Origin of the sequence: Pseudomonas sp. PH1b (assembly GCF_000633395.1) — a bacterium.
Taxonomy (GTDB): domain Bacteria; phylum Pseudomonadota; class Gammaproteobacteria; order Pseudomonadales; family Pseudomonadaceae; genus Aquipseudomonas.
In genome coordinates, this window is the sequence record NZ_AYMU01000020.1 from 321,433 (window position 1) to 335,424 (window position 13,992).

The 13,992-nt window shown below is 64.1% G+C and carries 15 protein-coding genes and 1 pseudogene; 5 read left to right on the forward strand and 11 right to left on the reverse strand.

Features of this window, described 5'->3' with window-relative positions:
• The first annotated feature begins 391 nt into the window (after nucleotides 1-391).
• Nucleotides 392-1,495, forward strand: coding sequence for a GlxA family transcriptional regulator (locus tag U873_RS0126640; protein WP_025131150.1), 1,104 nt, complete (start codon nucleotides 392-394; stop codon nucleotides 1,493-1,495).
• Here the strand turns inward: U873_RS0126640 and aac(6') are convergent, their stop codons facing one another.
• Complete coding sequence (gene aac(6'), locus U873_RS0126645; RefSeq protein WP_025131151.1) at nucleotides 1,496-1,942, reverse strand: aminoglycoside 6'-N-acetyltransferase; 447 nt, start codon at nucleotides 1,940-1,942, stop codon at nucleotides 1,496-1,498. It lies immediately after the preceding gene.
• Between the two features lie 61 nt (nucleotides 1,943-2,003).
• Entirely contained in the window at nucleotides 2,004-2,267 is a 264-nt protein-coding gene (locus tag U873_RS0126650) for a hypothetical protein (RefSeq protein ID WP_025131152.1), read from the reverse strand.
• A gap of 312 nt (nucleotides 2,268-2,579) precedes the next feature.
• On the opposite strand from U873_RS0126650, the gene U873_RS0126655 reads away from it, so the two are divergent.
• Nucleotides 2,580-3,008, forward strand: coding sequence for a DUF4952 domain-containing protein (locus U873_RS0126655; protein ID WP_025131153.1), 429 nt, complete (start codon nucleotides 2,580-2,582; stop codon nucleotides 3,006-3,008).
• A 256-nt stretch (nucleotides 3,009-3,264) separates the two neighbouring features.
• On the opposite strand, the gene U873_RS0126660 is transcribed toward U873_RS0126655, so the two are convergent.
• The 5 genes from U873_RS0126660 to U873_RS0126680 all read right to left on the reverse strand — a co-directional run bounded on the left by U873_RS0126660 (nucleotide 3,265) and on the right by U873_RS0126680 (nucleotide 8,017).
• Nucleotides 3,265-4,425, reverse strand: coding sequence for a gamma-butyrobetaine dioxygenase (locus U873_RS0126660; protein ID WP_025131154.1), 1,161 nt, complete (start codon nucleotides 4,423-4,425; stop codon nucleotides 3,265-3,267).
• Between the two features lie 21 nt (nucleotides 4,426-4,446).
• Nucleotides 4,447-4,923: a thioesterase family protein gene (locus U873_RS0126665; protein WP_025131155.1), complete on the reverse strand. Its 477-nt coding sequence runs from the start codon at nucleotides 4,921-4,923 to the stop codon at nucleotides 4,447-4,449.
• Between the two features lie 97 nt (nucleotides 4,924-5,020).
• Nucleotides 5,021-5,986 (reverse strand): L-carnitine dehydrogenase, encoded by a 966-nt coding sequence (locus tag U873_RS0126670; protein WP_025131156.1) that lies wholly within the window; start codon nucleotides 5,984-5,986, stop codon nucleotides 5,021-5,023.
• Nucleotides 5,987-6,096: 110 nt separating this feature from the next.
• Nucleotides 6,097-6,984, reverse strand: coding sequence for a 3-keto-5-aminohexanoate cleavage protein (locus U873_RS0126675; RefSeq protein WP_025131157.1), 888 nt, complete (start codon nucleotides 6,982-6,984; stop codon nucleotides 6,097-6,099).
• 88 nt (nucleotides 6,985-7,072) lie between these two features.
• Nucleotides 7,073-8,017, reverse strand: coding sequence for a choline ABC transporter substrate-binding protein (locus U873_RS0126680; RefSeq protein WP_025131158.1), 945 nt, complete (start codon nucleotides 8,015-8,017; stop codon nucleotides 7,073-7,075).
• 194 nt (nucleotides 8,018-8,211) lie between these two features.
• Between U873_RS0126680 and U873_RS0126685 the strand changes: the two genes are divergently transcribed.
• Entirely contained in the window at nucleotides 8,212-9,171 is a 960-nt protein-coding gene (locus U873_RS0126685) for a GlxA family transcriptional regulator (RefSeq protein WP_025131159.1), read from the forward strand.
• A 68-nt stretch (nucleotides 9,172-9,239) separates the two neighbouring features.
• Complete coding sequence (locus U873_RS0126690) at nucleotides 9,240-10,418, forward strand: hypothetical protein (RefSeq protein ID WP_025131160.1); 1,179 nt, start codon at nucleotides 9,240-9,242, stop codon at nucleotides 10,416-10,418.
• Between the two features lie 19 nt (nucleotides 10,419-10,437).
• Here the strand turns inward: U873_RS0126690 and U873_RS0126695 are convergent, their stop codons facing one another.
• From U873_RS0126695 to U873_RS0126710, 4 genes and pseudogenes are all read right to left on the reverse strand, one after another.
• On the reverse strand, nucleotides 10,438-10,854 hold the full coding sequence (locus tag U873_RS0126695) for a DUF3010 family protein (RefSeq protein WP_025131161.1): 417 nt from the start codon (nucleotides 10,852-10,854) through the stop codon (nucleotides 10,438-10,440).
• Between the two features lie 34 nt (nucleotides 10,855-10,888).
• Nucleotides 10,889-11,211, reverse strand: a pseudogene (locus U873_RS34525) (helix-turn-helix domain-containing protein).
• Nucleotides 11,195-11,449 carry a type II toxin-antitoxin system RelE/ParE family toxin gene (locus U873_RS0126705; protein WP_025131162.1) on the reverse strand — a complete coding sequence of 85 codons (255 nt, stop codon included), beginning with the start codon at nucleotides 11,447-11,449 and terminating at the stop codon, nucleotides 11,195-11,197. Before U873_RS0126705 ends, U873_RS34525 begins: the two are co-directional and overlap by 17 nt.
• 98 nt (nucleotides 11,450-11,547) lie before the next feature.
• Nucleotides 11,548-12,462 (reverse strand): LysR family transcriptional regulator, encoded by a 915-nt coding sequence (locus U873_RS0126710; RefSeq protein WP_025131163.1) that lies wholly within the window; start codon nucleotides 12,460-12,462, stop codon nucleotides 11,548-11,550.
• 181 nt (nucleotides 12,463-12,643) lie between these two features.
• Here U873_RS0126710 and U873_RS0126715 point away from each other — a divergent pair, with 181 nt between their 5' ends.
• A complete protein-coding gene (locus U873_RS0126715; RefSeq protein WP_025131164.1) occupies nucleotides 12,644-13,981 on the forward strand; it encodes a nucleobase:cation symporter-2 family protein in 1,338 nt (445 codons plus the stop codon).
• The last annotated feature ends 11 nt before the right edge of the window (nucleotides 13,982-13,992 follow it).

Sequence of the window (13,992 nt, forward strand, 5' to 3'; positions counted from 1 at the left end):
CCACGATCCCGGGGCCGCGCCACCTTTTAGCGCGTCGCAGATAGACACGTCGCGGCCCCGGCTGATGAACGCCCCCGTTCGTCGGCCGTTTGTGCTTTGAGTGACACTCGCCGGTTCCAGCAGCAGGTGCTGGCCGCGCAAGTGCTACCTAAGTGCTCACAGCTTGTTCGCCGGGCGTTTGCCTGCGCCCTGCCGCGCTTCTAATCCGCACATTGAGAAGGGGCTATATAGACGGGTCGCGACGTCGTTTTCAGGAGTTATTGAATGCCCATTCAACTTTAGGCATGGCAATTGCTCTGTGAATATCAAGCCCGTCTCCCTTGAGGAACAGGGCACATAAAAAGAGCCTCCGCCTGAGGCCATCACCCGCTTTGTGTGAGGAGATATCGCGATGACGTCGTTCAACTCCGGGGCCCAACCCCAGAACCGTGCGCCTCAATCCATCGGCTTTCTGCTGCTGGACAATTTCACGCTGATTTCCCTGGCCTCCGCAGTCGAACCCCTGCGCATGGCCAACCAACTGTCCGGTCGCGAGCTGTATCGCTGGACCACCCTCAGCGTCGATGGTGGCCAGGTCTGGGCCAGCGATGGCCTGCAGATCACGCCTGACGCCTCCATGCACAAAGCCCCCAGCCTCGACACCGTGATCGTCTGCGGCGGCATCGGCATCCAGCGCACGGTGACCCGCGAACACGTCTCCTGGCTGCAAAGCCAGGCCCGTCAATCGCGCCGTCTCGGCGCGGTATGCACTGGCAGCTGGGCCCTGGCCTGTGCCGGCCTGCTGGACGGTTTCGATTGCAGCGTGCACTGGGAATGCCTGGCGTCGATGCAGGAAGCCTTCCCCCGGGTTGCCATGAGCACCCGCCTGTTCACCCTCGACCGCAACCGCTTCACCAGCTCCGGCGGCACCGCGCCACTGGACATGATGCTGCACCTGATCAGCCGCGATCACGGCCGCGAGCTGTCGGCAGCAATCTCGGAAATGTTCGTCTACGAGCGCATTCGCAACGAGCAGGATCACCAGCGTGTGCCCCTCAAGCACATGCTTGGCACCAACCAGCCCAAGCTGCAGGAAATCGTCGCGCTGATGGAAGCCAACCTCGAGGAACCGATCGACCTCGACGAACTGGCGGTGTACGTCGCGGTATCCCGGCGCCAGCTGGAGCGGCTGTTCCAGAAGTACCTGCATTGCTCGCCGTCGCGCTACTACCTCAAGCTGCGGCTGATCCGCGCCCGGCAACTGCTCAAGCAGACGCCGATGTCGATCATCGAGGTGGCATCGGTGTGCGGCTTCGTGTCGACACCGCATTTCTCCAAGTGCTACCGCGAATACTTCGGCATTCCGCCGCGGGATGAGCGCATCGGTTCCAACACCACCCAGCAAGTGGCGATGATGCCGCTGCCGCAAGCCATGGTGCTGTCGCCGCTGTCCGGCCCGCTGTCGGCCCTGAGCCAGGCGCGCAACGAGTCGACCTTCGCCAGCGTGCGCCTGTAGTCACAAGCGTTTCTTGAAATACACCACGCGCTCGGTTTCAACGAAGCCGAGCGCCTGGTGCAGGCTCTGGCTGACCAGGTTGTCCAGGCTGGTGTCCGAGGCCATCTCCACGCATCCGTGCTGTTGCCCCCAACTGGCGACCTGTTCGATCAGGTGCTGGGCGATGCCCTGGCGACGGTAGCCGGGGAGCACAAAGATGCCTTCGAGAAAGACCACGGGGGAGCTGTCGGTGCCGTTGACGTAGTCGTGGCGCAACGCCGCCTCCGCCAGGCCCACGGCCTCACCGTTCTCGGCATGGGCCAGCCAGCACCCGTAGCGCTGAGGCTCGGCCAGCATCTGCCGGATTTCCGCCTGGTGCTCGTCCGGCGGGCAATCGGGCCACAGGGCCTGGCGCAATTGCAGCCACCCGCCAGTATTGGCGGGTGAGCCTGGTTGAATGGAGATCATGGGCGTGCCTGTATTTTCCGCAGGACCCGCACTCTAGCAATTGCCTCGGGTCCGGGGAAATTCACGCACGTTTTTGCTGCAGGTACTCGGCCAGGGCTGGCAGCAACTGGCGGTCGATGGCCTGGCGCACTGCCGGCAGAATCGTCGCATTGCCGGTGAGCATCTGCTCGACCATGCCCTTGAGCGCCTTGGCTCGTGCATCGCTCAAGCCCCTTACCGCACATTCACAGGCCTGCTCGGCGCTGGCGCCTGCGGGCATCTCGAAACCCAGGGCCCGCAGTTGCCCCAGCAGGTCGTCCTGATCAATCAAATCCGCATGCATCATGACTCTTATCCTTTTTCAGGGAGCGTGGTCGTCAGTCGATTCTGGTAGGCCGTCCCGGTGGCGGCAAGGGCAGATTGTCGCGATGGCCCGTTTACCTATGAACAGGTCGTTTTCGGCTAACTCGACGATCGGCAGGCGATGGCCACTGCCGGTTGCAACGGCTGTGCAATTGTCTCCCGGGGCTTGCTTGTGGGGCCTGGGGCTTGCATAAAGGCGGGTACTCAAGCGGGTCGGTCGCCTAGGACCAGGCTGCACCGCCGGTGGCGGTTTGACAGAACCACCGCTGGATTGGAAACCATGGAGCTGTAGTCGATGAAACTGATGTTCAGAGTGTGTTGGGCCGGTTTGTTCTGGATGATTTCCAGCGCGGCTTCGGCGTCTCCCGAGTGTGCGGATTTTCTCCGAGCCATGGCCGAGCCACCGCCGTCCCTGGAGTTTTTGCGCTGTGAGTCGGCGCCGGCATCCCAGGGGGCCCCGCTGACCGCCAGCTACAGAGTCAAAGGCCGGGATGCCCATGAGGTCGAGCGGTATCTGCAGCGGAAAATGGGCTTGGAGCATGACCTGAGGTTCGTCTGCTGTGGCTGGGAAACCCAAGGCTTCTTTTCCTATCGAGACAAAGCCAGCGATCGTCGTTACCAGATCGGCATGGGGTCTGAAGAGACGCCCTACAACCAGCGGCAGGACTGGGACAAGATCGGTTATTTCTACGTGACGGTGGTGTTCTATACCGAGGAAGTCTGAAGGCGCCGGAATGGCCCTTTTACCTACGGCCAGGTCGTTTTCGGCTAATCGATGCCAGGGCGGAGTCGGCAGACTGCAAGCAGCTGGCGTCGTGTGGGTTTGGTCACCTTCTCACCGCAGCTCCTCAAAGCAGTAGTCCCTGCCTCGATCCTGTCACGGCTTGATCGGGGCTTTTTTTTGCCTGTGGAAGGCTCGCCGGCAAGTTTCGCCGGCAAGCCGGCTCCTACGGGGGAGCTGGGGGCGGGTGGGGTGAGGATCAGCGTTCCAGCACGAGGATTCTGGAGAGCAGTTCGTCACGGTCGATGTAGCACCCCTGGAAATGCCGGGCGCCGCTGGCCGGATCGAAGGCATTGCGCGCGTGCAGGGTACGGCGGTTGTCGAAACACCAGAGCTGGCCCGGGTCCAGGCGGCGAATCACCCGGAACCGGGCCTCGCGGGTCATGGCGATAAAGCGCCGGTAGGCGCGATACAGCACCGGCATCTGTTCCTCCGAGGTGTCGAACGGGCCGCGCAGGAAGTTGGCCATGCGGATTTCCGCGACCTGGCCCAGGGCGTCCAGGGCAATGATTGGCGCCAGGCAACGGTAGTCGCTGTGGCGGTCCTTGTTGCGAAACTCCACGGGAATTTCGCACAGCGCACGAAACGCCTCGGGGGCTTCCCGGCGTAGGGCATCGGCGATGGCAAAGCCGTCGACGAAAATGCTTTCACCACCCTCTGCGTCATTCACCAGGCAGTGGAGAAATTGCAGCCCCGGCTGCAGTTCGCGGGTTGGCAGGTCGCTGTGCAACGGCAAGTTGAAGGCGGTATAGGCGTTGCTGTCGGCATCGGCCTTGGATTGCACGTTGAACAGCACGCCGAAATTGCTTTCGCGGATAAACGAGATGCGCTTGGCGATCAACGCCAGGGAGCCGGGTTCGGTGGGTGCTCCCCGAACCTGGGTCAGGCCGGTATCGCGCAGGGCCCGCAACCATTGCAGCAGTGCTTGAGGATCCTCCATCAGCGCCCGGTACTCGAACACGGGCAGCTGCAGGCTGGCGTCCCACAGCTGGCGTCGAGCCCTGGCGGCCTGCCGTTCCTCGCGTGATTGCCAGTCGTAGGCGTGGGCTCGCAGCCAGCCGGGGTCGAAGCGGCTGCGGTGGCCGTCCGCCCAGTCGAGGTTCAGGCAGCCATCGGCATCGATGCGCGCTGCAGTGCACGCGAGGTCTTCGGCAACATCGACGATTTCCAGCACCTGTTCGCGGGTCACGCTGTAGACGCATTGCGAGCAGGGGCAGTTATCCCGCAGCCATTGATGGTGAAAAGGGCTGAGACGCCCGTCGGCCCAGTGCACCTGGACCCGGTCCGGCAGGACCTGGGCACTGGCCAGCGCGCTGATCAACGGATAACTGCGGTAGTCGGCAAGGGCGGCGGTGTTCACGGCGATCTCCTGTTCTGCTGATTATTTTTCCGCGGGCAAGCCGATCACCCGGCCCAGGTAGGTCGGGCGCGGCAGGTCGGCCTGCTCGGCGGCCAGGGTTTGCAGGCGTTGCAGCACCGGCTCGCTGAACGGCGCCGAACGCGGCCCGGCCAGGTCGACGTGGAGCAGCATCTGCTCGTTACCGGCCAGCTCCAGCGGGTCACCGACCTGGTGCAGGCTGTGGTACAGGTGCAGGCGCTTGCGGTCGTGGCCGATGATCTGGGTATGGACTTCGACCTCGCTGTCGAGCTTCACCTCGTGCAGGTAGTTGAGGTGCAACTCCAGGGTGAACAGCGAGTGGCCGCTGGCTTCGCGGTTGTCGCTGTCGAGCCCCAGGCGATCCATCAGGGCATCGGTGGCGTAGCTGAAGATCAGCAGGTAGAAGGCATCGCGCAGATGGCCGTTGTAGTCGACCCAGTCGCGGATGATGCGGGTGCTGTAGGTGGTCAAGGCAGGCATAGGGTCACCGGATAACTGTAGGAGCCGGCTTGCCGGCGAAGGCGTCCGTTGGGTTTGAGGGCCTCTTCGCTGGCAAGCCAGCTCCTACGGGGTTGGGTTAGTCGTGAAAGTGCATGCCGTGCTTGGACTTGGTGGTTTTCACCGCCTCCAGCACCGCCAGCAGGCAGTCATCACGATAGCGCTCCAGGGCCGCAATGCTGTGGCTGCCCAGTTGCTCGGCGGTGCCTTCGACCACATCGTCGATCAGCTTGTCGGTCAGCTCCGGGGCCGGCAGGTAGGTCCAGGGCAGTTGCAGCGCCGGGCCGAACTGGGCCATGAAGTGGCGCATGCCGGCGTCGCCGCCGGCCAGGGTGTAGGTGAGGAAGGTGCCCATGAACGACCAGCGCAGGCCGGCGCCAAAACGGATCGCATCGTCGATTTCCCCGGTGGTCGCCACGCCGTCGTTGACCAGGTGCAGGGCCTCGCGCCACAGGGCTTCGAGCAAACGATCGGCGATGAACCCGGGGACTTCCTTGCGCACGTGCAAAGGCCGCATCCCCAGGGATTCATAGACCTTGATCGCGGCCTGGACCGCTTCGGGTGCGGTGCGCTGGCCGCCCACCACCTCCACCAGCGGCAGCAGGTACACCGGATTGAACGGGTGGCCGACCACGCAGCGTTCCGGGTGGCTCGAGTCCTCGTAGAATTCGCTGGGCAGCAGGCCCGAGGTGCTGGAGCCGATCAGTGCGTCAGGCTTGGCCGCGGCGCTGATTTTGCGGTGCAGTTCCAGCTTGAGTTCCAGGCGCTCGGGGGCGCTTTCCTGGATGAAGTCGGCATCCTTCACGCATGCCTCGATGGTGTCGACGAAGCGCAGGCGCTGTTGGGATGCTCCAGGGGCCAGCCCTTGTTTTTCCAGCGCGCCCCAGGCATTGGCGACGCGCTTGCGCAGGGCCGCTTCGGCGCCGGGCGCCGGGTCCCAGGCCACTACGTCGAGGCCGTGGGCCAGGGCCCGGGCCACCCAGCCGCTGCCGATCACGCCGCTGCCCAGAGCGGCGAAGGTTTTGATGTTGGTGATAAAAGTCATCGCGTCTTCCTGGAAAAAGAGTCTGTAGAACCGGGCTCGCCAGCGAAGCGGTTGGCGGCCTTGCGGGCCTCTTCGCCGGCAAGCCGGCTCCTACGGGGGGGGGGAGCGGCTTAGCCGCGTTGCTTCAGGCCCATTTTCTGCCGGCCTTCGGCGGGGGTCAGGACCCGGGCGCCGAGGCGGCTGAGGATCTCCGTGGCCCGTTCCACCAGTTGGCCGTTGGTGGCCAGCACACCCTTGTCCAGCCACAGGTTGTCCTCCAGGCCGACCCGCACGTTGCCCCCCAGCAGTACCGCTTGCGCGGCCATGGGCATCTGCATGCGGCCAATCCCGAAGCCGGCCCAGACCGCGCCCTGCGGCAGGTTGTCGACCATGGCCTTCATGGTGGTGGTGTCGGCCGGTGCGCCCCAGGGAATGCCCAGGCACAGTTGGAACAGCGGGTCATCCAGCAGGCCTTCCTTGATCATCTGCTTGGCGAACCACAGGTGGCCGGTGTCGAAGATTTCCAGCTCGGCCTTCACTCCCAGCTCCTGGATACGCTTGGCGCCGGCCCGCAGCTGGGCCGGGGTGGAGACGTAGATGGTGTCGCCATCGCCGAAGTTCAGGGTGCCGCAGTCCAGGGTGCAGATTTCCGGCAGCAGCTCCTCGACGTGGGCCAGGCGGGTCAGCGGGCCCACCAGGTCGGTGTTGGGGCCGAACTCCATGGGGTTCTCGCCGCTGCCGATCTCCAGGTCACCGCCCATGCCGGCGGTGAGGTTGACGATGATGTCGATGTCGGCTTCGCGAATGCGCTCCATCACTTCGCGGTACAGCGCTACATCGCGGCTGAACTTGCCGGTGGCGGGGTCGCGCACATGGCAGTGGACCACGGTGGCGCCGGCCTTGGCGGCTTCTACGGCGGCCGCGGCGATCTGTTTCGGGGTGACCGGCACGTGGGGACTCTTGGCGGTCGTGTCGCCAGCACCGGTGAGTGCGCAGGTGATGATGACGTCGTGGTTCATGGTGCGGTTCCTTACAGGCGTGTTTGCTGGGGGCGTGAGCTGGCCGTGCGCAGCCCGGGGCGGGCTGCGGGGCGCTGGTGGCGGTGGCTTATTTGCTGGTCAGTTGCAGGTGTTCGGCGGCCGGCCGGCCATCGAAGGTGGTGACCCCCTCCAGCCAGCGCTGCTGGTCCTGCGGGTGGTCCTTGAGCCATTGCCGGGCGGATTCCAGGGCATCCTTGTGATCCAGCAGCGGCTGCATCATGCGGCTCTCGTCTTCGGCGCTGAAGGTCAGGTTGGTCAACAGCCGGTGCACGTTCGGGCACTGCTCGGCGTAGTTCGGCGCGGTGACGGTCCACACCGTGGCCTGGCCTTCGTTGGGCCCCAGGGCGTTTTCGCTGCCGCTGAGGTAGGTCATCTTGAAGTTGACGTTCATCGGGTGCGGTGCCCAGCCGAAGAACACGATGGCTTCGTTGCGTTTCACCGCCCGGGCCACCGCCGACAACATGCCCGCCTCACTGGATTCCACCAACTGGAACTGGCCCAGGCCGAACTGGTTCTTGGCGATCATTTCCTTGATCTGGGTATTGGCTCCCGAACCCGGTTCGATGCCGTAGATCTTGCCTCCCAGTTCCTTCTGGAACTTGGCGATGTCGGCGAAGGTCTTCAGGCCCTTGTCTGCCAGGTAGGCCGGCACGGCCAGGGTGGCGCGGGCGTCCTTGAGGCTCGGTTCGTCCAGGACCTTGACCTGGTTGGCGTCGACGAAGGGGGTGATGGTCTGGGTCATCAGCGGGTTCCAGTAGCCCAGGAACAGGTCCAGGCGCTGGTCACGGATGCCGGCGAAGATGATCTGCTGGGAGGCGCTGGTCTGCTTGGTCTTGTAGCCGAGGCCGTCGAGCAGGACCTGGGTCAGGGCGCTGGTGGCGATCACGTCGGTCCAGTTGACCACGCCCAGGCGCACGTTCTGGCAACTGGCGGCATCGGCGGCCAGGGCCCCGTTGCTCAGAAAAACGCTACCACTAAGCGCAAGCACACAGCTGCTGATCAGTTGTTTCATGATGCTTTCCTCGGCAGGTCGTTATTGTCGGTCCCGGCGTCTTTGTGCGCAGGTGATGCCAAGGTACGCAGGCGCCGCCGCTGGCAAGCGCACAGCGGCGACCGACTCTTGCACTGCAGCGACCTGCCCCCTTGTGGCACCGGGGCATTTGGCGTATCACAAGGCCCACGCTGGCCGTCACCGGAGTGCGTTGCATGTCCCAGGACTTCTACTTCCTGCTGATGCCGGGGTTCTCCGCCATCGGTTTCATTTCCGCCATCGAGCCGCTGCGGGTGGCCAACCGCTTTCGTGGCGAGCTGTACCGCTGGCATGTGCTGAGCGCCGACGGCGGCGCGGTGCTGGCCAGCAATGGCATGTCGGTGAATGTCGATGCGGCCCTGGAGCCGCTGAACAAAGGCGCAACCTTGTGGGTGGTGGCCGGTTTCGAGCCGCTGAAGTTCCTCACCCCGGCCCTGGAGCACTGGTTGCGGCGGCTGGAGGTGGAGGGGGTGACCCTGGGCGGGATCGACACCGGTAGCGTGATCCTCGCCGAGAGCGGTTTGCTGGAGGGGCACCGGGTGACCTTGCACTGGGAGGCCATCGAGGCCTTCAAGGAGTCCTACCCGCAACTGAGCGTGACCCAGGAGCTGTTCGAGATCGATCGACGGCGCATCACCTGTGCCGGCGGCACGGCATCCATCGACATGATGCTCGACCTGATCGCCCAGGCCCACGGCCCGCAACTGGCGGTCCAGGTCAGCGAGCAGTTCGTGCTCGGGCGCATTCGCCCGCGCAAGGATCACCAGCGCATGGAAGTCGCCAGCCGCTACGGCATCAGCAACAAGAAGCTGGTGCAGGTGATCGGCGAAATGGAACAGCACAGCGAACCGCCCCTGAGCACCCTGGCCCTGGCCGAGTCGATCAAGGTCACTCGGCGCCAGCTGGAGCGCCTGTTCCGCCTGCACCTCAACGACACCCCGAGCAACTTCTACCTGGGCCTGCGCCTGGAGAAGGCCCGCAAGCTGCTGCGCCAGACCGACATGAGCGTGCTGGAGGTGAGCATTGCCTGCGGGTTTGAATCGCCTTCCTACTTCACCCGCAGCTACCGCGCACGTTTCGTGCAGTGCCCGCGCGAGGACCGGCGCCAGTTGGGAGGCGGCCGGGAGCTGGTTTGACAGGGTTTTATAGTTAATTATACTCGCGACTATAAATTATAGTCCTGGCAATAATTGAGTATAAAACCATGTCGAAAAACACCGGTTTCGTGTTTCGTCGTCCTGCCCTGGCGCTCAATATTGCCGATGGCCTGGTGGGCTCCGGGATCCAGGACTACAGCTCGGGGTTGTTCCTGGCGGCGCCGCGGCGTACCGGCAAAAGTACCTTCCTGCGCGAAGACCTGCTGCCCGAGTGCCTGCGTCGAGGCTGGCTGGCGGTCTATGTGGATCTGTGGGCCAACCGCGAAAAAGACCCCGCCGAGCTGATCGCCGGGGCCATTGCCGGCGCGCTGGTGCCGTTCGAAAAGGGCATACGCAAGCTGGCCAAGTCATGGGGGGTGGAGAAGCTCAGTTTCCTGCGGACCCTGTCCTGGGACTTCAGTCGATCCCAACTGCCGGAAGGGGCCACCCTGACCCAGGCTCTGGAGCTGTTGCACAGCGCGGCGGGCAAGACCGTGGTGCTGGTCATCGATGAAGCCCAGCATGCGCTGAGTTCCGAGGCCGGGTTGAATGCCATGTTTGCCCTCAAGGCCGCCCGTGATCAGCTCAACCAGGGCCGCGACATGGACACCAGCGGCCTGCGCCTGGTGTTCACCGGGTCCAACCGGGACAAGCTGGCCCATCTGGTACTCAACCGCAACCAGCCGTTCTTCGGGTCGAGCATCACCCCCTTTCCCTTGCTGGGGCGTGACTTCACCAAGGCCTACACCGCGCACCTGAACGCTCACTTGGCGTCCACCAACCAGTTCAATGCCGAGGATCTGGACCAGGCCTTCGAGTGGGTCGGCCGGCGCCCGGAAATGCTCCGCAGCATCATTGGCCAGGTGGCTCTGGAACTGGGTGAGGCGAGCCAGCTCAACGAGCTGTTGCGCAGCAGTGCCGAAATCCTACGGGCCGGGGTCTGGAGCGAATTTGAAAGCGCCTGGAACGGCCTGACCGCCGCGCAGCGGGCGGTGCTGGAAGTCATGGTCGAGCGCTCGATCAGCAACCTGCCCTTTGCACCCTTTACCGATGACACCCTGGCAGCAGTGGGCGAGGCCCTGAAGGCCTCGGGCAGCAGCACCATGCCCGGCACCCAGACCATCCAGGCCTGTATCGATGCCCTGCGGGAAAAGGAGCTGGTGTGGAAGTCCAGCCGTGGCGCCTATGCCCTGGAGGACAACTCGTTCGCTGACTGGCTGCAGCACTACCGGCGCAAGTCGGCCTGAGCCCAGGGCTGGCGCGGCCTCACTTCTTCAGCAGCGCCGCGCAGGCGGCCTTGTAGGCTTCATGCTGGTACTTGTTCAGGCTCGCCGGCAGGTCGAAGGCGTGCTTCTTGTACTGGGCATTGAGGGTCTGTGGCGACAGCAGGGTCACCGCGCAGTCTTCCAGCAGTTGGAACACACCTTCGATCTTGAAGGTGGTGGGGCCGCCGGCGAACTCGCCCTTCTTGCTGCGTTTCTTGATGGCGATGTGCTGGATCCCGTTGCTTTTCACGAAGGCTGCCACTTGAGCTGCAAAGGCCTTGACGTTGGCGGCCTCGTCGTCATCCTCCAGGGCGATTTTCTTGGTGGCGATGGCCAGGTGCTGAGGGGCGCCGTCTTGCAGGGTGGCGAGGGCGAAGATGGCTTCGCTGCCCTTGATTTCGATACCGCAGATGCTCATGAGTAACCCTTTCAATCAGTCAGTGAGGCGCAGCTTACAGCTCTAGCTGGTCGGCGCGTATACCGAAGACGGCGGCAATTTTTTCCCGGGTGGTCTTGCGGGGGCGGGCCACGCTCTCTTGTTGGGCGAAGGCCGGCTGAGAGATCCCCAGGCGCTTGGCTACCTGGTCCTGGGTCAGGTGCAGGTGCTCGCGCCAGGCCCGGATCGGCGTGGCGCCATCGACCATGTAACTGACCACGCCATGGGGGATCAGGCCAGGCTCCTTCTGCTGCGCAACGTACTGCGCGTAGGGAATTACCACGAACGCCGGCTGCCATCCGGGCTGTGGATGATCTGGAGGTCAGTAGATGCCTTCATCACGTTTTTTTGACCTCTCGAACACTGACGATATGGATGACCCATCCCAATCGAACAGCACGCGGTACTGGCCAACCCGCAGGCGATAGGCATAGGTGTGGCCGGACAGGGCTTTGACGTTGCCATTGGCGGGCATGTCGGCCAGCAGGGCGATCGCATCACGAACCTGGACCTGGTGTTCGGGGTGCAAACGCAGCAATTGCTTGACCGCTTTCCGACTCCAGAGGATTTCGTGCATGCGGGCTATATAAGCCTTTCATAAGGATTGCGACTCCTTGCTTATATCCACTGCCCGGCCAAGCGCAGAACCTTGTCCCTTTGTTGCCCGCGCCGCCGTTACCAGGTCGTCGACTGCCCGCGCCGATCCACCTCGTACACCTTGTGCCGCAGCAAGCGTTCCTTGAGCCAGCGTTCGGCCTTGCCCAGCACCCGTTGCCGGGCCCAGAGCAGGTCCACCCCCACCAGCCAGTCGGTGTGGGGGTAGGCGTTCAGTTGCAGCTCCACCAGCTCGCCCTTGGCCAGCTCACGCTGGATCAGTTGCCGGGGCAGGGTGGCCCAGCCAAGGCCGGCGCGGACCATCTCCAGGAGTGCCAGGTAGTTTTCCGCCTGCCACAGTTGGCTGCAGCGCAGGTATTCGCTGCTGGGCAGCTTGTCGGCATGGGCGCTGAAGGCCAGGCGTCGATGCACATGCAGATCGTCGAAGGTCACGCTGTCCAGCCGGGCCAGGGGATGATCCGGGTGGCAGACGTGCAGCATGATCAGCTTGCCCATCTGCTGGAACTCCAGTTCCTGGGCATAGCCAGGCTGGGAAAAGGCGATCCCCAGCACCGCTTCGCCCCGGGCCACCAGCTCGCTGGCATCACCGGACAGTGGGTGACGGATCAGCAGGTCGACATAGGGGAAGGCCTGCTCGAACTCGCGCAAGGCCGGCATCAGCGGGCCGTAAGGGGTTTCGATGACGATGGACAACTGCGGCTCCACCACCTCGGACAAGCAGTCGGCGTTGGCCTGCAGAGTCAGGCAGCGCTCCAGCACCGCCTCGGCCTGCAGCAGCATCTTCTGCCCGGTGGCTGTCAGCACCGGGTTGCGGGCACTGCGGTCGAACAGCTCGACCCCCAGGTCCGCCTCCAGGTTGCCGATGGCCACGCTGACCGTGGACTGGGTCTTGCCCAGCTTGCGTGCAGCGGCCGAGAACGAGCCGCTGTGCGCGGCCTGTACGAACATCTGCAGTTGATCCAGCGAAAAGCGCATCGCGGCTCCCGGCCCTGGGACAGGGCTGTCTGATCCATCGTTAAAAGCGATGGCTGCTCATTTGTTTCATCGTATTCAAGCACAGATCATGGACGCCGACGTTCGTACATCCTGCCGGGGCACCGCTCCCGGATGCCTGCCAGAACAACAACAAGAGCTGCACCTTCAGGAGATCTGCGACATGAACATTCCCCGGGTTCACCCAGTGGACGAGGTCCTGCCCGTTCGCCAGCTGTTCACCTTCGGCTTGCAGCATGTGCTGGTGATGTATGCCGGTGCGGTGGCGGTGCCGTTGATTCTAGGCAATGCCCTGGGCCTGACCCCGGCGCAGGTGGTGCTGTTGATCAACGCCAACCTGCTGACCTCGGGCATCGCCACCCTGATCCAGACCCTGGGGTTCTGGCGTTTTGGCGCGCGGCTGCCGTTGATCCAGGGCTGCTCGTTCATCGCCCTGGCACCGATGATCATGATCGGCAAGCAGTTCGGCCTGGCCGAGGTGTTCGGCGCGGTGATCGCCGCGGGCGTCATCACCATTGCCCTGGCACCGCTGTTCAGCCGTCTGCTGCGGTTCTTTCCACCGGTGGTGATCGGCAGCCTGATCACCATCATCGGCATTTCCCTGATGCCGGCAGCGGCGATCTGGCTCGGCGGCGGCAACCCGGCGGCGGAGGATTTCGGCGCGCCGGCCAACCTGCTGCTGGGGCTGGCCACGGTCGCCGTGACCCTGGTGATCTACGGCAAGTTCTCGGGCTTTATCGGCAACCTCAGCGTGCTCATCGGCTTGCTGGTAGGCAGCCTGATCGCCGCGGCGTTCGGCATGACCGACTTCGCCCAGGTGAGCCAGGCGGCCTGGTTCGAACTGAGCCGGCCCATGGCCTTCGGTGCCCCGCAGTTTTCCCTGCTGCCGATCCTGATCATGACCCTGGCGATGCTGGTGATCATGGCCGAGACCACCGGCAACTGCCTGGCCATCGGCAAGCTCACCGGCAAGCCGACCACCCAGCGCACCCTGGGCGATGCGTTCCGCGCCGATGGCCTGTCGACCATGCTCGGTGGCCTGTTCAACAGCTTTCCCTACAACGCCTTTACCCAGAACACCGGGCTGATCGCGCTGTCCAGGGTCAAGAGCCGCTTCGTGGTGGCGGCAGCCGGGGCAATCATGGTGCTCATGGGGCTGTTTCCCAAGCTGGGTGCCCTGGTGGCCGCGGTGCCGACCCCGGTGCTTGGCGGCTGCGCCATCGTGATGTTCGGCATGACCACCGTGGCCGGCATCCAGGAACTGTCGCGGGTGAAGTTCGAGGGCACGCGCAACGCCATCGTGGTGGCGGTGTCGGTCAGCGTCGGGGTGCTGCCGATGTCCTTCCCGGCGCTGTTCGCCCATCTGCACGGTCCCCTCAAGCTGGTGCTGGAAAGCGGCATCTTCCTTGGCGCCATCACCGCCATCGTGCTCAACCTGCTGCTCAACCCCCGTGAGCCCGCCGCCCAGGTGCTGGCAGCCCATGTCGAGCTCAATGACTGACGTTTTTCTCG